This is a genomic window from Erwinia sp. PME.40.26/001, from assembly GCF_055556675.1.
On sequence record NZ_JBVHNP010000011.1, the window covers coordinates 79,087 to 99,189 of the forward strand.

The following is a 20,103-nucleotide window of genomic DNA, read 5'->3' on the forward strand; positions in this document are numbered from 1 at the left end:
TGTATGAAAAACCATATCTGTGTTTTCATACAGGAAGACAACTATGCTGGCACAACTGACCATCAGTAATTTCGCTATTGTACGCGAGCTGGAGATCGACTTTCAGCGCGGAATGACGGCCATCACCGGTGAAACCGGTGCGGGTAAGTCCATTGCTATTGATGCGCTGGGGCTGTGTCTGGGTGGTCGTGCCGAAGCAGATATGGTGCGTCAGGGGGCCGCCCGCGCCGATATCTGTGCGCGCTTCTCGCTGAAAGATACCCCACCAGCCCAGCGCTGGTTGATTGAAAATCAGCTGGATGATGGCAACGAGTGCCTGCTGCGGCGTGTGATCAGCAGCGACGGCCGGTCACGTGGCTTTATCAACGGCACGGCCGTCCCGCTCTCGCAGCTGCGTGAGCTTGGCCAGACATTGATCCAAATCCACGGCCAGCATGCCCACCAGCTCCTGTTAAAACCCGAACATCAGAAAGCCCTGCTGGATGCCTATGCAGGCGAACCCCTGCTGATGCAAAACATGGCCCGCCACTACCGCCAGTGGCATCAGAGCTGCCGGACGCTGGCACAGCATCAGCAGCAGTCACAGGAGCGTGAAGCCCGTCGTGAACTGTTGCAGTATCAGCTGAAAGAGCTGAACGAGTTTGCACCGGTCAGTGGTGAGTATGAGCAGATCGACGACGAGTACAAACGCCTGGCTAATAGCGGTCAGCTGCTCTCCACCAGCCAGCAGACGCTGCTGATGCTGGCTGACGGCGAAGAGAATAACCTGCAGAGCCAACTGTATACGGCACGCCAGCTGATGACGGAGCTGACGGAAATGGATGACAAACTCAGCGGCGTATCAGCCATGCTGGAGGAAGCCGCCATTCAGATCAGTGAGGCCAGCGATGAGCTTCGCCACTACTGCGACCGGCTGGATCTCGACCCCAACCGCCTGCACGAACTGGAACAGCGCCTGTCGCGTCAGATCGGCCTGGGCCGTAAGCACCATATTGCCCCGGAAGAGGTGCCGCAGTTCCACCAGCAACTGCTGGCAGAACAGCACTTACTCAACCAGCAGGAAAGCGATCAGGATGAACTCAGCCAGGCGGTTAGCCTGCACTACGCTGCCGCACTTCAGTGCGCACAGGAACTGCATGACCGCCGGGTGCACTTTGCCGCTGAACTGAGTACGCTGATCACCGAGAGTATGCACACGCTGTCGATGCCGCACGGTCGCTTTACCATTGAGCTTCAGTTCAACCCTGAACACCTGACGGCCGAAGGCGCTGACCGCATTGATTTCCGGGTCAGTACTAACCCGGGCCAGCCGGTTCAGCCGTTGGGCAAAGTCGCCTCCGGCGGCGAGCTGTCGCGCATTGCACTGGCGATTCAGGTGATTACCGCACGTAAGATGGATACGCCAGCGTTGATTTTCGATGAAGTCGATGTGGGCATCAGCGGACCAACCGCTGCCGTTGTGGGCAAAATGCTGCGTCAGCTGGGCGAGTCGACTCAGGTGATGTGCGTGACCCATCTGCCGCAGGTGGCTGGCTGTGGCCATCAGCATTTCTACGTCAGCAAAGAGACCGATGGTGCAATGACCGAGACGCATATGCGACCACTGGATAAGCGTTCACGTCTGCAGGAGCTGGCGCGTCTGCTCGGCGGTAGCGAGGTGACGCGCAACACGCTGGCCAACGCAAAAGAACTTTTAGCCGCCTGACCATTGCACTTTTTCACCACTTTGTGGTCATATCGTTGCTCCGTAGAGGTTTTAAACTACGGAAAGGTTTATTATCATCGGCAAGTTACGCGGTATCATCGTTGCAAAATGATAAACCCGAAAGACCCGGAGCTGCGGTTTCAGGGGATATGAATATAGCCACAAAGGAATAAACATTGATTATGCGCTGTAAAACGCTGACTGCTGCTGCGGTGGTTCTTCTGATGACGACTGCGGGTTGTTCCACTCTGGAGCGCGTGGTGTACCGCCCGGATATCAACCAGGGTAACTATCTGGTCGCCAACGATGTTGCGAAGATCCATACGGGAATGACGCAGCAGCAGGTTGCTTACACTCTTGGCACGCCGATGATGCATGACCCGTTTGGTAACAACGTCTGGTACTACATCTTCCGTCAGGAGCCTGGCCATGAGCCAGTGAAACAGCAGACGCTGACCCTGACCTTCGATAAAAGCGGTACGCTGACCAATATTGATAACAAACCGGCCCTCAGTAAGAACTAAGGCTGATCGTTTGTAGCAGATCCCGCCCCCTGGTTCCGGTCGGCATGCAGTTAACGGCGGGTAAGGCGGGGGAAAATGATTCAAAAAATAAGGCGCTGAGTGCGCCTTATTTTTTTGCTGCCCGCTCTGCCCGCTGACGGCGCAGATCTTTCGGGTCGGCAATTAACGGTCGGTAGATTTCAATGCGGTCCCCGCTCTGCACGATATCGTGCAGCTTCACCGGACGGCTGAATATCCCGACCTTGTTTTCCTGCAGGTTGATGTCGCTGCGCAGCGTCAGTAAACCCGAAGCAATAATCGCCTGCTCTACGGTACTGCCCTCCTCCACTTTGACACTGTAGAGATACTGCTTTTCGGGCAGCGCATAGACCACTTCAACCGCGATATCAGGCACTGTAGACCTCTTTAGCGCGCTGGGTAAATGCCTGCACCATGCTGCTGGCCAGCTCTTTAAAGATGCGACCAAAGGCCAGTTCAACCAGCATATTGGTAAACTCAAAGTCCAGATTCAGCTCTACCTTACAGGCATCTTCGCTGAGGGCGGTGAAACGCCAGCCGCCGGTCAGCTTGCGAAAGGGCCCGTCTACCAGCTGCATATGGATGCTTTGATTATCCGTCAGGGTGTTGCGCGTCACGAAGGTTTTACTGATCCCCGCTTTGGAGACGTCCACCGCAGCGGTCATCTGGTCGTCGCTGGCATCCAGCACCCGGCTACCGGTACACCCCGGCAGAAACTGCGGATAGCTGTCGACATCATTCACTAAGCGGAACATTTGTTCCGCACTGTACGGCACCAGCGCCGAACGACTAATCTGGGACATATCCATTCCTGTCTTTTTTTATAACGCAGTAATAATACCATCGCAGGCAATCAAACAAAAATTCTCTCCTGCTAACCATCTGCTAAAATACCTGTTTCCCCTGCCCAGGATGTTACAGGGGATGCCATTAATCACGGCTTCATGTAAACTAAGTGGCACTATGACAAAGAAAAAAGCACATAAACCCGGTTCCGCGACCATTGCCATGAACAAGCGCGCCCGTCACGAATACTCCATCGAAGATGAGTTCGAAGCCGGGCTTTCGCTCCAGGGATGGGAAGTCAAATCCCTCCGCGCCGGTAAGGCCAACATTAGCGACAGCTACATTATGCTGCGCGATGGTGAAGCTTACCTGTTCGGGTCAACTTTCCAGCCGCTGAGCGTGGCTTCATCGCACTATGTCTGCGACCCGACGCGCAGCCGCAAGCTGCTGCTGAAAAAACGCGAGCTCGACACGCTGATTGGTAAAGCCAATCGTGATGGTTACACCATCGTGGCACTGTCGATGTACTGGAAAAATGCCTGGGCCAAGCTGAAAATTGGCCTGGCGAAAGGGAAGCGAGAGCACGACAAGCGCGATGACATTAAAGATCGCGAGTGGAAATTAGACAAAGCACGTATTATGAAACACTCAAATCGCTAACCTACTGGCACAGCGACAGGTTTTTCTGATATACTGCTAAACAGTACTTGGGGCTGATTCTGGATTCGACAGGATTTGCGAAGCCCTAGGAGCATGCCGAGGGGCGGTTTGCCTCGTTAAAAGCCGCAAAAAAATAGTTGCAAACGACGAAAACTACGCACTAGCAGCTTAATAACCTGCTTAGAGCCCTCTCTCCCTAGCTTCCGTTCTTAAGACGGGGATTCAAGAGAGGTCAAACCTAAAAGAACTCGTGTGGATACCCGGCCTGGGGTTGAAGCATTAAAACCAATCAGGCTAGTTTGTCAGTGGCGTGTCTGTTCGCAGCTGACCGGCGAATGTAAAGACAGACTAAGCATGTAGTGCCGACGGTGTAGTAATTCTGGACGCGGGTTCAACTCCCGCCAGCTCCACCAAAATTCTCCATCGGTGATTACCAGAGTCATCCGATGAAGTCCTAAGAGCCCGCACGGCGAAAGCCCTGCGGGCTTTTTTGTGCCTGTAATAGTCTGAGAGATCCAGCCAAATCCTGTATTAGTGCTATACGGTAAGATGTATGCCAATCACGTAAACCAATTCATGCAGAAAGCTTCGAATGGCACGGACTACCCGTCCTCTCACCACAACAAAGTTCTTCGATCCAAAGCCATTGATACAGATTTGACGCCCCAGAATGGTGATGGCCTTTTTATGGCGGTGAAAACCACCGTAAAAAAACTCTGGCGTTTTCGCTATCAGCGACCTGCTACAAAACAGCGCACCATGATGGGCTTCGGTGCTTTCCCTGCCCTGTCACTTGCAGATGCCCGATGGTTAAGAGCGGATTACCTTGCCTTGTTAGCTAATGGCATTGACCCACAGACGCAGGCCGAACAGGTTACATAACAGCAACAGATCGCGTTAAACAGCATTTTCTCAACCGCGGCCACTAACTGGTTTACTTTGAACAGGCCAGCGTTACGCCGGATTACGCTAAGGATATCTGGCGTTCTCTTGGGAAAGATGTTTTCCCTGCCATCGGCGAGATCCCTGTGCAGGAAATCAAAGCCCGTGCGGCGGCGACGCGGTGGCGATTGACCCGAAGTACCGCGACGCCTACTCAGCCTATATCCCGGCGGTGATACTGGCGGTGAACAACAACCCGATGCGCTTCAGCGACCGCAGCGGGGGCGTGTCCCGCCGCCGGGTTATCCTGCCGTTCCCGGAGACGATACCGCCGGACGAACGCGACCCGCAGCTGCTGGATAAAATCCGCCTGGAGCTGGCGGTTATCGTGCGCCACCTGATGCAGCGTTTTGCGCAGCCTGTGGAGGCGAGAAAGCTGCTGCAGGCACAGCAGACCTCGGGGGAGGCGCTGGAAATCAAACGCCACGCGGATCCGCTGGTAGACTTTTGCGTCTACCTGATGCCGCTAGCAAGTCCGACCGGGCTGTTTATCGGCAATGCCAATATCCGGCCCCTGAATCCGAAGCGCTACCTGTACCACGCGTATCTTTCGTTTATGGAGTCAGGGGGCATCAGCACCCCATGAGCCTGACGGCGTTCGTGCAGGCCATCCTGCAGACGCTGAAGGAGTACAAGATAGAGTTGCTGAAGCGCAAGACGAAGAATGGCATTCAGACCAGCCTGGAGCTGAGTGAGGACTGCGAGTCTGACTGGCTGCCGCGTTGCGATGGCTAATTACTCCCGATAAGATCAAACCGGCTTAGGCCGGTTTGTGCCAGAAGCGGCTCTTTAAAGAGCCAAATTAGCAGTACGCGAAGAACTTCACCGCACACTCCGTTTATTATACTGTTTTAAAGTTTGACTCAATATATTCAACTTCATACTTCAGATTGAATGTTAGTGCTAAGTCCCGTGCTTCTATTAAAAGTTCTTTCGAACGGTCTGTTTGGTTTAATTGCTCGTATGAATATGAGGCGTTTATTAACGTTAGGACATTCAACTTCGGAAATTTTTTTATATTAGGATTTGATAAAAGACTCTCGAAATGCATCAAGGACTCTGTGTAATTATCGCACTGACTAAAGAACAGTCCCATATTCATCTCGCTGGTTAACTTATCCTTTAGTGTTCCATATTTTTTAAACGCTAAGAAGCTTTTATTGATAAACTTCTCATGGTTTTTTCTATCACCTTGAAGGCGATATATTCCAGCTAAATTACCAAAGTGCCTACCTAAAAGACCTACATTATCCAAACTTTCTTCGATATCAATCGCACGCTGCAAATAGGATTTCGCCTGCTCAAGGAAAGAATTATCTCCTGAGCTTAGAAACTTATACTTCAACGCTATTGCAATATTAGTAAGTACGCTGGCCTGTATTGATTTGAGACTTCTCTTTTTTTTATTTCCATCTTCAAAATCAATTAATCCATTTATTTCTTTTAAAGCCTCTTCCAGAGTAGTGACCGATTCATCTTGTCTCCCCATATTATGGTAGCATGCACCAAGATTATTACGGTGCTTAACAATTCCTATATGATGATTTATTTTTTTTGCTAAACCGATAGCTTGTTCGAAATTATCAATAGCTTCTTTATGCCTGCCGACATTTTTATAAAGAACACCAAGATTTCCAATCGCCTTTTCCTTAACATCGTCATCTCTACTGATTTCGATTGCTTCGATGAATTTTTTCTCTGCCTCGTCCATTTTGCCCCTATCCATTTGAACTAGAGCATAAACATTTAGAATACTTGGTTTATTCGGACATAACATGATTACTTTTTCAAGAATCGCGTCTGACTTATCAGTGTTTATTAAGCTTTGCAGCGAAGCAAGATCGACCAGATCCTCTGCTAATAAAGATATTTTGGTTTCAACCAATCCATCTATTTGCTCTTGCGCCTCGATTATTTCCCCACCTTCAATGAGATTAACTATCCTCAAAACATTATCGTTATTCGGTGAGATAACTCTACCTAGTATTTCCTCTAGCTTTTTCTCATTTATTCCTATATGCACATCACCAGCGGCTTGTACATTTGTAGAGTAGTCTCCAGAGACTTGTTTTTGAATGTTCATTTTTTTGCTTTCAGTTTGATATCGCCATTAGCTTGTATGTTAATTGAATTATTTCCGCTCTTTTGAGTCAGGACTTTTTTTCCTTTACCAGATAATAGGCCAAAAAGAAATAATGGCACTGCAATCGCAAATCCACTGAATGCCCACTCTTTATTTTCAATAATCCAGTCTATCACTAATATCTCCTTATCAACTTGACCTTTTCAACCAATATTTTCATGGCAGAACAATATTAATCAACGAGCGATTGGAGCGTTTTCCCACTAAAATCGCTTCATTTTCATACAATGTGTATTTGTATCATTTAAACTAACTAATTGCTAATACGTTTTTTTACATTCCAATGATGCACTTGCTATTGAGGTAGAGACGACTCAATCGCTCGTTCTTCGGACTTTACGAGAAAGTTGTAAATACATTGCTTGGAATCAGCATAGCAAAGCGTCCGCTCCTCGCTCACAGTCGCCTTACAACGTAGGTGATGGGCTGCATTCGCCCAAGCAGTGCAAACGACCATCTTCCGTAATGCGATGAAAATCTAAGCAGGTCGTTCTACTTTTACGCCTTAGGGTGAAAGGTGTTCACCTCGGGTGAAGAGTAGCGAAGAGTTACCCGTCAACTGATAACCATATAAATTAATGATATTTATGATAAAAACATAAAAGTGAACAAGGTGAACACTTTTCCTTAAAATCTTTTTTTTCTGAGGATGGTCAGAGCGTTTAGTTTCATACAGCTTTAACTTGTAAGCTGTAAAAGAGTCACAGACGGAACAGTATTGGTATACGCTTAGGTATATCAATCAAACCTGAATTCAACAAAATTAAATATAAACAATAATTTATAGGTAAAAGTCAGTTTCCGCCAGCACCAAATTCTTGGTCGATTGGTTACCAGACCCATTCAATGAAGTCCTAAAAGCCCGCAAGGCGTAAGCCCTGCGGGCTTTTTTATGCCTTGAATTTTCCCGCGAAGCCCGAAGAGAACTAATTAAATCCGAACCTTTTAGGCACCTCACAAAGCTTTATTGTTTCGTTGGGATGGCCCAGGTCAGCGAAATGTGGCAACGTACGGTATCAGCTTGTAAATTAGTATGAATTCCTCTTCTGTCACACTTGGATGCTCAATGACATTAAAATAGACCTATCTTGAGCAGTCTACGCCATGTGATGAAACGGAAAGTTTTTCGCTCATCGACGTCAATCCTTTTGGTATTAATGGTTTCATTCTGGTTTTTATGCCACTGGTGAAAATCCAGAGATTATCAGCTATTTTATGTCCATTATGCACAACGTTCCGAAGATTATCTCTTCGCACCTGCTGATACTTTCTTCCCTGCCAGGGGCTTTTATCAAAACAGCCCCTTTGTTCTCCCTTTTCTTCTGTCTGAAAGAACACACGGCTCTTTTGGAAGCCGTTAAGGACATGTCCAACATGAAAGTTTTTAATATTCTAGCAATAGGACTTATTTTATGATTTCCTTTAATTTACTGACTAGATGAGAGTTTTGTTTATATTTTCAGCTTTTAAATACCTGAAGCTCACTTTAAAAAAGGAAGATGGATAGCCCATCTCCCGATACTATGTTATTTCAGTAAATCAGAAATGGCTTTATTCAGCGTAGCTGCTTTATTTGCATCGATAGCAGAAGTGATTATTGCCACCATTATGATAGCCGCAATGCTCAGAGTCGTTACTACAAGTGCAGACAGGGGGAATGCACCTAAAATGACTGATATCAGTCCAAGAACAGCAGCGGAAGTGATGCCGGCCAGTACCATAGACTCTACTTCCAGCATCAGCGGGCCCCAGTTATCTGTTTTGTAACCTTCGACCAATTTTTCTGTGATGGATCTGACCTTCAGTGCGATGTCCGCCACCTTGAATGACTTGCTCAGATAACTGTATTTTTGCGAAAAGCTGTTCGCATCTATTGCATTCCAAGCGTTAACTAATGCAGTCCTATCGGCCGCATTAATTTTCAAAGAAGGGTTGGCAAGTATGGCATTCAGGGATTTGAGAGCGTCATTATAGCTGCGAATTGTTTTACCCTTGAAGTTCTTAATATCACCAGCAAGTGAATCATATAACTCCTTATATTCAGCACTCAGCTTCTCACCAATGTCCTTACCAGCGCCGGAAATAACCTCGCTAGCTTTTATGAGTATATCGGCGTCATTTGTATTTATGGCTGAAGCAAGGGAGGCCTGAGCTGCTTGTCGCCGGGTTTCGGCGTCATAGGATGCTTTAGTCGCTTTAACTGCTTCTGATTCCGCAGCGGTCGCGTCCGCTTCGCTTTTGTTTGCGGCCTGACGCATGTCTGAAGCGTGCTTGCGCGCGTTATCCAGTTGCAGGATAGAAATACCTGAGTCAGAAAAGGTAGTTTGTGTCTTACCGTTCGACCCGCCCGTCGAACGGATGCTATAGCTTCCGTATTTACCGTCCCTTACATCCATGCCGTAGACTTTATTTTGCAAATCATTAAAAGCCCTGTCCGCAAGAACAGCCGTTGCCAATGCCTTATCGGCAGTCTGGCGCTTGGCTGATGCCGTTCTGGCCGCCGAACTGGCTGTTTGAGCTTTGGCTGATGACTCCCTCGTTGCAGCGTTAACTGCAGTCTCAGCATCAGGCGTTGAAAGCTTGGCACCGCTAATTTTTGCTGCTTCTGTGATAACCTGTCTTGCCTTATCTGCGGCCCTACTTTCGTTGAGAGCCGCAGTTTTAGCCACAGCTTCAGCAACCTGTTTCTGCGTCAGTGTTTTCTGGATTTCAGCAGCAACCTGTGGCAGCGCCTCGGCAAGCTTGCCTTTTTTTACATTGTTCACCATTACGGTAGTAGTGGTTCCATTACTGCCACCAGTGCTTTTGATCTGTGGAATTTTATCCGGCATTGTCTTATATGCACGCTGCCAGGCATTTGTAATCTGTTCCGCCGTATTTTTTTGCAGCCGCAAGGGCTGGGAATTCATCAAGTCGCTAAGTGTCTTAAATGAAGAAGTTGAAATGGACGACTGGTTTTTCGAAGGAAGCTGATTATTAACGGCGTCAAGGATCGAGTCGTTAATCTGAACGGAACTGATTTGCCCGGCAGAAGCCCAGCTGTTAGCCAATCTTAGTGCTAAATTATTGTTTACTACTGACATCGCAGCAGAACCCTTAGCATTAGAATTAACAACAGAAGGGGAGGGTGATATCAGAGAATTAAGAACTCGTACGCTATTTAAACCTGTCTGTTCTTTATAACTGACCATGGATGAATTTTCTTCATTCATTATCACCCCATTCATAGTCGCATGCCCTTTTGCATTAATAATAATTTTGCCAAAGGGAGACTCCACAACCTCACCGGGTTTTAATACCGACACGCTAGCACTGCCATAGCTTGTATCTTTATTCCCGCCGTTGCCGTCACCACCGCTGCCACCGTAGTTGCCACCCGGAGCCGTCACAGTCATCGAATCTTCACTCATATAAAACTCCTTTTCAAAGCCTTTATTTTTATTGATGAAAGAATGTGTTATTTAAACTGCCCCCTGATATGGCGGACAATCTTACCCACACCCGTACCGTTGTATAAAAGTGTATTTATATGCACAGCAATAAACATGCTAAACACGACAATTAATATCTTTCACATCGCCGGGTAATACCATGAGGTTTTGTTGTGCCAGGCATGGCATCAATAAACACGAGCATTGAAATTGAATTTTATGAGTGTCATTTGTATAAAATAATTCTTTTCCCCCTGCTATAAATGACTGAACACAGGGGAGGCTGACTCATATGTTTTATACGCCAATTTATAATCAGTAATCTCCAAATTTATTCTTTCTGCATATTCTGGCTACCGGGGAAGTTGGAGGAGGCCATCCAGCCCAATATAGAATGGGGACGGCTTTCGTTATAGTATGTATAAACCAGACCTTGATTTTATACCGTGCATCCGCCCCCATATGAACCCGTTCTCGTTCAGACACTGCTGCCACAGCCTGCCGCTGAAGGATTCCACCGTCGCATTGTCCGTCGGTGTTCACGGGAGTCAGAAATCGGTCCTTATTTCTATACACCCGCTTGTTCAGCCGGTTGCCCCATAACCATCTGCAAAATAACAGCCGCGAGTCGGCTCTTGCCGGTACTGACATGCCCTTCCCTGCCCCAGTTCATGCTGCTGTCCCCTGTCCGATCGGCCTGTCACTGAAAAATGTCACTCATCGACGCCGCCAACCCCACAAACCGCCTTTTTTTCGGTAAAATGACCTCATTGTTCAGCCTCTGCCATTTGTTCTGTGTCGCCGTCTTTGTTATTGATACGAAAAGCGGCCGAAATAAGGTATAAAGCCGCATGAAAATCCCAAAACGAATCCAACCCCTGGTCGATGACGGCCTGATAGACGACGTGCTTCAGCGCCTGAAAAGCGGTAAAGAAGCTGACGTTTACACGGTGCTGTGCGGTGACAAGATCCAGTGTGCCAAAGTGTATAAAGAAGCCACGCAGCGCAGCTTCAAGCAGGCCGTGCAGTATCAGGAAGGACGTAAAGTCCGCAACACGCGTGACTCCCGCGCGATGAAAAAAGGCTCACGCTTCGGGCGCAAGCAGCAGGAAGAGTCCTGGCAGATGGCCGAGGTCGATGCGCTGTTCCGTCTGGATAACGCCGGGGTGCGCGTGCCGCAACCCTATCTCTGCGTAGAGGGCGTGCTGCTGATGGAGCTGGTCACCGATGCTGAAGGCGCGGTTGCACCCCGCCTCAGCGATGTGATCCTGACGGAAGAGAATGCCGTTACTGATTTCAATATCATGATCCGTAATATCGTGCGCATGCTCTGCGCCGGCATCGTGCATGGCGATTTATCCGAGTTTAACGTGCTGCTCGATGCCCGGGGCCCGGTGATTATCGATCTGCCGCAGGCTGTTGATGCGGCGGCCAACAACCTGGCAGAATCCATGTTTGAACGTGATGTGAATAACATCACCGCCTACTATGGCCAGTACGCGCCGCAGCTCCTGAAGACGCGCTATGCCAAAGAGATATGGATGCTGTATGAAGACGGCAAACTCACCCCGGAAGTGGCGCTCACCGGCCTGTTTGTTGAAGAGACACATGAAGTGGATATGGGCTCCCTGATGGATGAGATCATTGCCGCCGAAGATGAATTTTATGACCGCCAGCGCGCCAGCAAAGAGCGGGACGACGAAGACGACTGACAGCCAGTATCGGCAGCGCTCACAGCCCGCAGGTTCACCTGTGGGCTTTTTTTTGCCTGCGTCCCGGGCACTTCCCGCAGCAATGGCACAAACAATGTGTGGTGATAAGGATCTCTTAAGAACGCCAGGTATAATAGCGGTCACCACACCGCAAATTTAGGATAACAATGAAAAAGCACCTGATTATTCTTAGCTCAACCCTTATCGCCAGCTGTTTTTTTTCCGTGCAGGCCAGCGCCGCGCTGACCGGCTGCGCGGCTAAACAGCAAAGTATCCAGCAGGAAATCCAGTACGCGGAACAGCAGGGTAATCCGCACCGCGTAGCGGGCCTGAAGAAAGCGCTGAAGGAAGTCACCGACCACTGCACAGACAGCAGCCTGCTGAAAGAGCGTCAGGCAAAGGTGGCAGAAAAACAGCGTAAAGTGCAGGAGCGTGAGCAGGAGCTGACCGAAGCCAAAGCCGATGGCAGACAGGAAAAAATCGATAAAAAAACGAAAAAACGGGATGAAGCCCGCGAAGAACTTCGCGAGGCTGAAGCAGAATTAACCCGCTAATGACGCGCCAGAACGTCCTGTACCAGGGCGTTCTGCTCTCTTCCCTTCCCGCGAGTGATGATCCCTTATTTATTTTATCTGTGTCATAGCAAGCATTAAATGTAAAAACATTGCCTTCTCCGCGTTACTCAAACCGGTTAATTGCCAGACTTATCCCGGTAATTAAACTACCAGCCAGTGATTAATAAAACATAAAGAATTACAATTAATAAAAAGCCATGCCTGCCGCGGAAATATCGCATTTTCTGGAATGAAAAGGGAGAGGACTGTCGCTATGCTCCTGCGATCCCTTCCCAGCACATACATGGATTGTAATAAATGAAGAAACAGCCAAACACTAGAGCCAATATTATTGCCGGTTTCCTGCTCTGCTCTGCACCGCTGGTGCCGGCCTTTGCGGGTGTGCCTAATGCGATGATACCTGACTCGCTGGATTATCATGGAGATACCGACCCTCTGATGGTCCTGGACGATCAAAAACCACAACGTTCACCCGATCTGTTTGGTGAAACCACTGGCCCTCTGCCCTTTTTTGGTAAAGAGATACGCCGCCGCGGTTATGACTTACCCGATCCCTATGGGATTGGTTTTAATTACATGAACATGCGTCAGAATATTAAGGTTAACAGTATCAATTTCTCTAACCTTAAAATCCCTTCACTGTTTCCCGGCATGGCACCGATCCCGATTGGCAACGATCTGTTTAATATTAACGTCGGCCATACCCGGGAAAGGTCCAAAACCGAGAATGCCAGGCTGGATACCTGGTTATTTCCCTTTATGAATGTCTACGGCATTATTGGCCATACAAAAGGGAGCTCGGTCTCTGATGTCTCCGTCTGCGCGGTGGGTGCCTGCCCCCCGCAGCTCAAGAACCTCAATTTTACGCTGAAATTTAAGGGAACCACCTACGGTGGCGGCACAACGCTGGCCTATGGGTATCACAACTGGTTCGGCACGCTGGATTTCAACTATACCCGTACAGACTTCGACATTCTTGATGGCAGTACGTCGGCTTTCACCTTCACGCCGCGCGTCGGTTATCGCTTCACCGTGCCAGGATTTGAACGCTTCTCCATCCCGGTATCGCACGCCAGCGTGTGGGTCGGCAGTATGTATCAGGATGTCTCTCAGGACTTCAGAGGCAGCCTGGGTAATCTGAACATGCCGCAAAACCTGGTGCAGCTGGTGAACTTCGTCAATAAAGACGACCAGGGCCGCTTTCGCGTTAAGCAGCATTTGCAGTCTCCCTGGAATATTCTGGTCGGCGGGCAGTACGAAATTACGCGTAACTTCAACGTGATTACCGAGGTGGGCTTTGAAAAACGTAACAGCGTAATGGTTGGTGGCGAGTTTCGTTTCTAAACATGTGGGCTAACATTGGGCTACTAATGACTTTGTTTCTCATTCCGTCACTGTCCCAGGGCACCCTGCTGTTAAGCAGGCCGACGGTGGACAGATACCTGAGCAGGTTCAGCACGCAGGAGGCCGATTTGCATAAAGGTATCGACTGGGGGGTGGTGCCGGGACCCTTTTATACCCCGGAGCTGGGCGTGGGCATCGGTGTTGCTGCCGTCGGGTTTTACCATCCCGACGATCGTCCGCAGTCTTCACCGCTGTCGTCGTTATCCCTCACCGGCTTTGGTAGCTCAACGGGCGCGTTTGGTGTGGGTTACGAAAACTACACCTTTTTTCATCAGGATCGGTGGCGTTTTTTTCTCAACGGGGACCTGAGCCATCGTCCGCTGGATTACTGGGGCGTTGGTTACCAGGCCGGGCGACATCAGCGGGGAAAGCAGTCCTATAATGCCCGCTCCGTTACCCTGACGCCCAAAATCCTCTACCGGCTGGGGGCGAATACCTACGTCGGGATGGGCGGTTCCTTCGACGACCAGAAAGCGACCGGGTTAGAAAAAAAAGCGGCAGGAAGCTTCTTTCAGCACCCGGTGCGCTTAAGTGAGATGAACATCGGGGCCAGCCTGTTGTTCAGCTATGACACGCGGGATGTCACCATCAATCCTTCGCGCGGACAGCTGCTCAATATCAGCTATACCCGATATAGTCCGACCTTAGGCAGCGATAACCGCTTTGACGTCTGGGATACGCAGTACGATCTATATCATCCCCTGACCCCTACCACCCTGCTGGCTTGGGAGCTGTACGGCCGGTTCGCCGGGGGCAATGTCCCCTGGACAATGACCGGCTTTTTAGGGGACAGCCATCACCTGCGGGGTTATTACGAAGGGCGTTACCGCGATCGTAATATTGTGACGACCCAGCTTGAACTGCGTAAAAAACTGAGCTGGCGGCACGGTGTTGTCGCCTGGGTTGGTGCAGGCAGTATGTCTTCTGACGTCCACAATGTCGCTGACGGCCACTGGCTTCCTACCGTCGGCGTCGGTTATCGCTTTGAGATTAAAAAAAGCATGAATCTGCGCTTTGACTACGGCGTAGGCGAGAAAAGTACGGGGTTCTATTTCCAGGTTGGGGAAGCGTTCTGATGAAAAAGAGATGGGTGCTGTTAACCCTGGTGTTAAATGCCTGCCAGGTCCCGGTCCCGGCCGCCTCCGCCTTAAAAACAAGAGATCTCCGGCAGCCGGCGGCCCTGGCGGCCCAGGTCTGGCCCACCCTGCCTACGCTGTCGCCCCCGGATGGCCTGCGGCCCTGCTGCGCCTTCGGCTATGATGTGCAGGCAAAATTTTTAGGCATCCCGGTGCCCTTTATTCAGTTCGGTAACGTGGTGGCTGCGGACAATACGGGCAGGCATCACTACAACGACAGCTGGGACAGTATCATCATGACCCTGACCGGGCTGAACAGTGAGCACGACGGAATTGTCTACACCCGGCGCGGAGGGTTTATTGACCTCGCCCACGTGCGCGACACCGCGGATAACACGCTGTGGCTGTTTACCCGCATTTTGCCGCAGCTGGGCCAGGCGGGCACCCTCACGCTGCCTGATGAGCTGGGCCAGCGCATCATCCGGCTGGGGCACTTTACCCCGCCAGCTAACGCGCTGGACCGCTATAACCTGGCTATCCGGCTGGCAGCCCATCTCGCCTTCCAGCTGGCGGTCTGGCATGAAGTGGCGCAGTGGTACGGCTTTGAATCCGTACCGGGCTATTCAGAAGGGGTCTCGGCCTTTTCCCCGGAAGATCTCTATTCAAACCTGCTGGGCGCGCGTATTGCGATCGACCTTCTCTCCCACGGAGGGGGCACCTCGCTGACGCAGTACGAGGCATCAATGGCACAGATGATCCCCCAGGCTCTGGCACAGCTGCTGGCGGTCAGCCCCAAAGAGACCCGCTTCCACTTTGATATGATCGACGGATCGTGGTGGAACAGCCGCTGCCGCCTGCCGGATAAATTCCTCGTCCTGCGCCGTAACTACAGCACCCTCGACCGCCGCCTCCCTTCCCGTCCGGCAGACAGCGTCCCCGAACTCTGGCTGACGCTGCCCGACCACTTTAACCAGCAGCCTCTTTCCGGTTTTGCGCGGCTGGAAATCTGGCCCGGAAAGAATATGGTGAATTTACCCACCCCGCAGCTGATGTACCAGTACGGGGATTTTGCCCAGCTGGCGCAGCAGGCAGAGCAAGCCGACCGCGATCATCTGGCCGCAAAAGGGGATGCCTGTCGTTAGGGCATAGAGGGTTGCCACCCCGATGACGCATAAGCCCGCCTTATGACTGAGCAGAAAACAGCGCCATCCTTTTTTACCGCCGACGCCCCTCGTTTTTACCCTGAACCTGAGAAATCACCAGGCAACCGTTTACCTTGCTGTCTGGCGACGGCAAAACCCCTTTTCTGATTAAGTTCCGTACTGCCGTGGATTTTTTGTGATTTGAATCACACTTTAGCTGAATTGAAATGAAACAGAATTTGACAAGTGTGAGCAATCTCTATTTCCTAACACGCTGTTAGCGGCACACTGCCGCAGCAATGATGGCGGGTGTTTTTTTCGTAATCTTAATCACCCATTTGTCGCCGTAGATAACCTGACCCAACCAGCGCGCTGGCTACAGAGCCGGGTCTCAGAGCATGTGGTAATAATAATGAAATATAAAATTATGATGGCTGGCGCGCTGGCAGCGCTCTCTTATACCCACTCCTCATTCGCTGAAACCAGCAGTCCGGAGTATGTTTCTGACTGGTGGCATCAGAGCGTCAATGTGGTCGGCAGCTATCACACCCGCTTCGGGCCTCAGCTGAACAATGACGTTTATCTGGAATACGAAGCCTTTGCGAAAAAAGACTGGTTCGATTTCTACGGCTATATTGATGTGCCTAAATTCTTCGGGGTGGGCAACGGTAACGACGTCGGCGCATGGGATGACGGCTCCCCGTTCTTTATGGAGATCGAACCGCGCTTCTCCATCGACAAACTGACCGGCACCAGCCTGGCGTTTGGCCCGTTCAAAGAGTGGTACTTCGCCAACAACTATATCTACGATATGGGTGACAACCGTGCCAACCGCCAGAACACCTGGTATATGGGCCTGGGTACCGATATCGACACCCATTCCGACGTCGGCCTGTCGCTGAACGTGTACGCAAAATATCAGTGGGCGAACTACGGTGCAGCCAACGAAAATCAGTGGGACGGATACCGCTTCAAGGTGAAATACTTCGTGCCGCTGACTCAGCTGTGGGGCGGCAACCTGAGCTATATCGGCTTCACTAACTTTGACTGGGGTTCTGACCTTGGGGATAACTCCGCGCCCGCGCGCACCAGCAACTCGATTGCCTCCAGCCATATTCTCTCGCTGGGCTACGATCACTGGCACTACTCCGTCGTGGCGCGTTACTTCCACAACGGCGGCCAGTGGAATGACGGCACCGAGCTGAACTTTGGCAAAGGCGATTTTAACGTTAAGTCGAACGGCTTCGGTTATTACCTGGTGGTGGGTTACAACTTCTGATGACCCCGGCGTGACTGAAAATCAAGGTCACATCCTGTTCCGGTAAAAAGCGTCACGCAACGCGCCTTCGGGCGCGTTTTTTTTACCTGTGATAAACCGTTATACTCCCCCGGCAATATTGCATCCCCGAAAAGGAATTTTTATGTCGGCTAAGTCTGTTGATCACAGCGTGAAACTGCGTCCTCTGGAGCGTGAAGACCTGCGGTTTGTCCATCAGCTGGATAACAACGCCAGCGTCATGCGCTACTGGTTTGAAGAGCCCTACGAGGCGTTTGTTGAGCTGTCCGATCTTTATGACAAGCATATCCATGACCAGAGTGAGCGGCGGTTTGTCGTTGAGCATGATGGGGGTAACGCCGGGCTGGTGGAACTGGTAGAGATTAACCACATCCACCGTCGTGCAGAATTTCAGATTATTATCGCCCCCAGCCATCAGGGCAAGGGTCTGGCCAGTAAGGCCGCGAAGCTGGCGATGGAGTACGGTTTTTCGGTGCTGAACCTGTATAAACTCTACCTGATCGTCGATAAAGAGAACGAAAAGGCGATCCACATTTACCGCAAGCTGGGCTTTGAAATTGAAGGTGAGCTGATCCACGAATTCTTTATCAACGGTGAATACCGTAATACCATTCGCATGTGCATCTTCCAGCATCAGTATCTGGAAAAATTCAAACCAGCACACAGCATGGTAAAAACCACCGCACAGTAAAGAAAAACGGCAGGAGGGTTCACCCGACCTGCCGTTGTTGAGTCAGCCGCCGCGTGCACCGACCGGATTCATAATGGTCTGAACGCGTTCCGGTTCAATCTTATACATCCCCCCGTAGAACGGGTCGACCAACAGCCAGCCCGGGAAGCCCAGCAGCGGGATATTCCCCAGCAGATACCACAGGTTGGCGCTCTCTTTCAGCGGCAGCGTCTGCGGTACATAGCCCTGACGTTCCAGCATGACCAGGTACTTCTTCTTGCCAAAGTAGTTACCGTTGGACTTCATCAGCGTCACAGTTTTCGGCGTATAGCCTTCGGCGACCGCTTTACCGGTCTCGTCCTGCACCACAAACTTCACCCCCGGAGGCTGCGTCTGTAAGGTGACGTCCTGCGTTTCGCTACCGACAATCGTGGCGCAGCCACTCAACATCCACGCTGCTGCCAGCGCTGCAATCAGCCGTTTCATCATTTATCCTGCCTGAGTCCATCATGCTAACAGTCTACGCGCCACCTTCGGCAAACTAGCGGGCTAATAGCGCGGCTAATTGGGGGTTTATTCAGCCATTGACGCCTGGGACGGGGCGCGGTTCCGGCAGACGCCTGCGGCGTCGCTGCGTCAGCCAGTGCGCCGCATAGCACAGCGCCACAAACGGCAGGCCGCACCACAGCGCGATACGCTGGTCGGGGTCAAATGCCAGCCCGATACACGCCAGCAGGCACAGGCTGAAGCCCAGCAGAGGCGTCAGCGGGAACCAGGGCGCGCGGTACTTCAGCTCGCTTTCGCCATGTCCTTCCCGCAGCCACGCGCGGCGAAAGCGGTAGTGTGAAGCGCAAATACTCATCCACACCACCACCACGGCAAAACCCGATATAGCCGACAGCGCCACAAACACCGTATCCGCGGCCACCACGCTGGAAAGCAGCGCCAGCAGACCGCCCAGCATACTGACGGAGATCGCCACCAGCGGGATGCCGCGCCGCGTCAGACGAGTGAAGCAGGCGGGCAGCGTCTGCTGATTAGCCAGTGACCACAGCATCCGGCCAGAGGCATAGAGTCCGGAATTGGCGGCAGAGAGGATCGCCGTGAGGATCACAAAGTTAATCACATCAGCCGCGTACGGCAGCCCGATCTTTTCAAAGACCATGACAAAGGGGCTTTTTACAATCCCGGCCTGATCCATCGGGATCAGGCTGGCGAGGATCAGTACCGTACCGACAAAGAAGATGATCAGACGTACTACCGTGGTGCGGATCGCCAGCGGCAGGACTTTATGCGGCTCTTCCGTTTCACCGGCGGCGATGCCGATCAGCTCCGTACCGGAGAAAGCAAAGTTGACCGCCACCATGGTCATCAGGATCGGCAGTACGCCGTGCGGAAACCAGCCCGACGCAGTGAGATGGTGGAAAAACGGTGCCGGGGTGCCGTCCCGCAGCGGAATAAATCCAAACATCGCCGCCCCACCCAGCATCAGAAACGCCAGAATGGTGATCACTTTGACCACAGAGAACCAGAACTCGGCCTCTGCAAAGAAGCGCGAGGAGACGACATTCAGCAGAAAGATCAGCACGCAGAACAGCAGACACCACAGCCAGACCGGGGAATCGGGGAACCAGTACTGCATACAGAAACCGGCGGCTGTCAGGCTGGAGCCCAGTGCTACCGTCCACGTCAGCCAGTACAGCCAGGCGACGGTATAGCCGGTGCCCGGGCTGAGATAGCGGGCAGCATAGACGTGGAAAGCACCGGTTTCGGGCATCGCCACCGAAAGCTCGCCAAGACTGAGCATCACCAGCCAGACCACCAGCGCCCCGATCAGGTAAGCCAGCAGTGTGCCAGCAGCACCTGTCGTGGAGATAATATAGCCGGTATTAAAAAAGAGTCCGGTGCCAATCACGCCACCGAGGGAAAGCATCACCAGATGGCGTGCTTTCATACTGCGTTTGAACTGCCGGGGGGCCTGCTGTTGCTGCTGCATGATGCTGTCAATCCGTAGGGAC

At 51.2% G+C, this 20,103-nt stretch carries 17 protein-coding genes, 1 other RNA gene and 3 pseudogenes; 13 read left to right on the forward strand and 8 right to left on the reverse strand.

Going from position 1 to position 20,103, the window contains the following annotated elements; translation table 11 throughout:
• Nucleotides 1-43 precede the first annotated feature (43 nt).
• Both recN and bamE read left to right on the forward strand, forming a co-directional pair.
• Nucleotides 44-1,705, forward strand: coding sequence for a DNA repair protein RecN (gene recN / locus ACZ3HG_RS20755; protein WP_465334227.1), 1,662 nt, complete (start codon nt 44-46; stop codon nt 1,703-1,705).
• Between the two features lie 182 nt (nt 1,706-1,887).
• Nucleotides 1,888-2,229, forward strand: coding sequence for an outer membrane protein assembly factor BamE (bamE, locus tag ACZ3HG_RS20760; protein ID WP_191934654.1), 342 nt, complete (start codon nt 1,888-1,890; stop codon nt 2,227-2,229).
• A gap of 106 nt (nt 2,230-2,335) precedes the next feature.
• Here the strand turns inward: bamE and ACZ3HG_RS20765 are convergent, their stop codons facing one another.
• A complete protein-coding gene (locus tag ACZ3HG_RS20765) occupies nt 2,336-2,623 on the reverse strand; it encodes an RnfH family protein (protein ID WP_191936875.1) in 288 nt (95 codons plus the stop codon).
• A complete protein-coding gene (locus ACZ3HG_RS20770; RefSeq protein ID WP_191934652.1) occupies nt 2,616-3,050 on the reverse strand; it encodes a type II toxin-antitoxin system RatA family toxin in 435 nt (144 codons plus the stop codon). The genes ACZ3HG_RS20765 and ACZ3HG_RS20770 overlap by 8 nt, the downstream gene beginning before the upstream one ends.
• A gap of 160 nt (nt 3,051-3,210) precedes the next feature.
• Between ACZ3HG_RS20770 and smpB the strand changes: the two genes are divergently transcribed.
• From smpB to ACZ3HG_RS20790, 4 genes and pseudogenes are all read left to right on the forward strand, one after another.
• Entirely contained in the window at nt 3,211-3,693 is a 483-nt protein-coding gene (gene smpB, locus ACZ3HG_RS20775) for an SsrA-binding protein SmpB (protein ID WP_191934651.1), read from the forward strand.
• A 49-nt stretch (nt 3,694-3,742) separates the two neighbouring features.
• Nucleotides 3,743-4,106, forward strand: a transfer-messenger RNA (tmRNA) gene (gene ssrA, locus ACZ3HG_RS20780).
• A gap of 179 nt (nt 4,107-4,285) precedes the next feature.
• Nucleotides 4,286-4,742, forward strand: a pseudogene (locus tag ACZ3HG_RS20785) (integrase arm-type DNA-binding domain-containing protein); the annotation flags it as partial.
• Nucleotides 4,742-5,370 (forward strand): annotated as a pseudogene (locus tag ACZ3HG_RS20790) (primase-like DNA-binding domain-containing protein); the annotation flags it as partial. The pseudogenes ACZ3HG_RS20785 and ACZ3HG_RS20790, both read left to right, overlap by 1 nt.
• Before the next feature lie 106 nt (nt 5,371-5,476).
• Here ACZ3HG_RS20790 and ACZ3HG_RS20795 read toward each other — a convergent pair.
• From ACZ3HG_RS20795 to ACZ3HG_RS20810, 4 genes and pseudogenes are all read right to left on the reverse strand, one after another.
• Entirely contained in the window at nt 5,477-6,718 is a 1,242-nt protein-coding gene (locus ACZ3HG_RS20795) for a tetratricopeptide repeat protein (protein ID WP_465334231.1), read from the reverse strand.
• Nucleotides 6,715-6,894: a hypothetical protein gene (locus ACZ3HG_RS20800; RefSeq protein WP_465334233.1), complete on the reverse strand. Its 180-nt coding sequence runs from the start codon at nt 6,892-6,894 to the stop codon at nt 6,715-6,717. Before ACZ3HG_RS20800 ends, ACZ3HG_RS20795 begins: the two co-directional genes overlap by 4 nt.
• 1,410 nt (nt 6,895-8,304) lie before the next feature.
• Nucleotides 8,305-10,188 (reverse strand): colicin-like pore-forming protein, encoded by a 1,884-nt coding sequence (locus tag ACZ3HG_RS20805; RefSeq protein WP_465334235.1) that lies wholly within the window; start codon nt 10,186-10,188, stop codon nt 8,305-8,307.
• 352 nt (nt 10,189-10,540) lie between these two features.
• Nucleotides 10,541-10,745 (reverse strand): annotated as a pseudogene (locus tag ACZ3HG_RS20810) (integrase core domain-containing protein); the annotation flags it as partial.
• A gap of 315 nt (nt 10,746-11,060) precedes the next feature.
• Between ACZ3HG_RS20810 and ACZ3HG_RS20815 the strand changes: the two are divergent.
• From ACZ3HG_RS20815 to speG, 7 genes are all read left to right on the forward strand, one after another.
• Nucleotides 11,061-11,921: a PA4780 family RIO1-like protein kinase gene (locus ACZ3HG_RS20815; protein WP_062744575.1), complete on the forward strand. Its 861-nt coding sequence runs from the start codon at nt 11,061-11,063 to the stop codon at nt 11,919-11,921.
• Nucleotides 11,922-12,088: 167 nt separating this feature from the next.
• Entirely contained in the window at nt 12,089-12,475 is a 387-nt protein-coding gene (locus tag ACZ3HG_RS20820) for a DUF1090 domain-containing protein (RefSeq protein ID WP_465334237.1), read from the forward strand.
• Between the two features lie 414 nt (nt 12,476-12,889).
• On the forward strand, nt 12,890-13,840 hold the full coding sequence (locus ACZ3HG_RS20825) for a hypothetical protein (RefSeq protein ID WP_423244843.1): 951 nt from the start codon (nt 12,890-12,892) through the stop codon (nt 13,838-13,840).
• A gap of 128 nt (nt 13,841-13,968) precedes the next feature.
• Complete coding sequence (locus ACZ3HG_RS20830; protein WP_465334239.1) at nt 13,969-14,976, forward strand: BamA/TamA family outer membrane protein; 1,008 nt, start codon at nt 13,969-13,971, stop codon at nt 14,974-14,976.
• Nucleotides 14,973-16,118, forward strand: coding sequence for a DUF4056 domain-containing protein (locus ACZ3HG_RS20835; RefSeq protein ID WP_465334262.1), 1,146 nt, complete (start codon nt 14,973-14,975; stop codon nt 16,116-16,118). The genes ACZ3HG_RS20830 and ACZ3HG_RS20835 overlap by 4 nt, the downstream gene beginning before the upstream one ends.
• A 412-nt stretch (nt 16,119-16,530) precedes the next feature.
• The gene (locus ACZ3HG_RS20840; protein WP_191934646.1) at nt 16,531-17,397 is read left to right on the forward strand and encodes a nucleoside-specific channel-forming protein Tsx; all 867 of its coding nucleotides are present in this window, start codon (nt 16,531-16,533) and stop codon (nt 17,395-17,397) included.
• Between the two features lie 142 nt (nt 17,398-17,539).
• A complete protein-coding gene (gene speG / locus ACZ3HG_RS20845) occupies nt 17,540-18,106 on the forward strand; it encodes a spermidine N1-acetyltransferase (protein WP_191934645.1) in 567 nt (188 codons plus the stop codon).
• Nucleotides 18,107-18,148: 42 nt separating this feature from the next.
• Here speG and ACZ3HG_RS20850 read toward each other — a convergent pair whose 3' ends face one another.
• Both ACZ3HG_RS20850 and mmuP read right to left on the reverse strand, forming a co-directional pair.
• Complete coding sequence (locus ACZ3HG_RS20850) at nt 18,149-18,571, reverse strand: hypothetical protein (protein WP_191934824.1); 423 nt, start codon at nt 18,569-18,571, stop codon at nt 18,149-18,151.
• A gap of 91 nt (nt 18,572-18,662) precedes the next feature.
• Complete coding sequence (gene mmuP / locus ACZ3HG_RS20855) at nt 18,663-20,081, reverse strand: S-methylmethionine permease (protein ID WP_465334242.1); 1,419 nt, start codon at nt 20,079-20,081, stop codon at nt 18,663-18,665.
• Between the last annotated feature and the right edge of the window lie 22 nt (nt 20,082-20,103).

Coding starts and splice junctions, on each gene's coding strand:
- ACZ3HG_RS20815 (WP_062744575.1), top strand. CDS start 11,061: ATGAAAATCCCAAAACGAATCCAACCCCTGGTCGATGACGGCCTGATA.
- bamE (WP_191934654.1), top strand. CDS start 1,888: ATGCGCTGTAAAACGCTGACTGCTGCTGCGGTGGTTCTTCTGATGACG.
- ACZ3HG_RS20770 (WP_191934652.1), bottom strand. CDS start 3,050: ATGTCCCAGATTAGTCGTTCGGCGCTGGTGCCGTACAGTGCGGAACAA.
- speG (WP_191934645.1), top strand. CDS start 17,540: ATGTCGGCTAAGTCTGTTGATCACAGCGTGAAACTGCGTCCTCTGGAG.
- ACZ3HG_RS20825 (WP_423244843.1), top strand. CDS start 12,890: ATGATACCTGACTCGCTGGATTATCATGGAGATACCGACCCTCTGATG.
- mmuP (WP_465334242.1), bottom strand. CDS start 20,081: ATGCAGCAGCAACAGCAGGCCCCCCGGCAGTTCAAACGCAGTATGAAA.
- recN (WP_465334227.1), top strand. CDS start 44: ATGCTGGCACAACTGACCATCAGTAATTTCGCTATTGTACGCGAGCTG.
- ACZ3HG_RS20850 (WP_191934824.1), bottom strand. CDS start 18,571: ATGAAACGGCTGATTGCAGCGCTGGCAGCAGCGTGGATGTTGAGTGGC.
- ACZ3HG_RS20805 (WP_465334235.1), bottom strand. CDS start 10,188: ATGAGTGAAGATTCGATGACTGTGACGGCTCCGGGTGGCAACTACGGT.
- ACZ3HG_RS20840 (WP_191934646.1), top strand. CDS start 16,531: ATGAAATATAAAATTATGATGGCTGGCGCGCTGGCAGCGCTCTCTTAT.
- smpB (WP_191934651.1), top strand. CDS start 3,211: ATGACAAAGAAAAAAGCACATAAACCCGGTTCCGCGACCATTGCCATG.
- ACZ3HG_RS20795 (WP_465334231.1), bottom strand. CDS start 6,718: ATGAACATTCAAAAACAAGTCTCTGGAGACTACTCTACAAATGTACAA.
- ACZ3HG_RS20820 (WP_465334237.1), top strand. CDS start 12,089: ATGAAAAAGCACCTGATTATTCTTAGCTCAACCCTTATCGCCAGCTGT.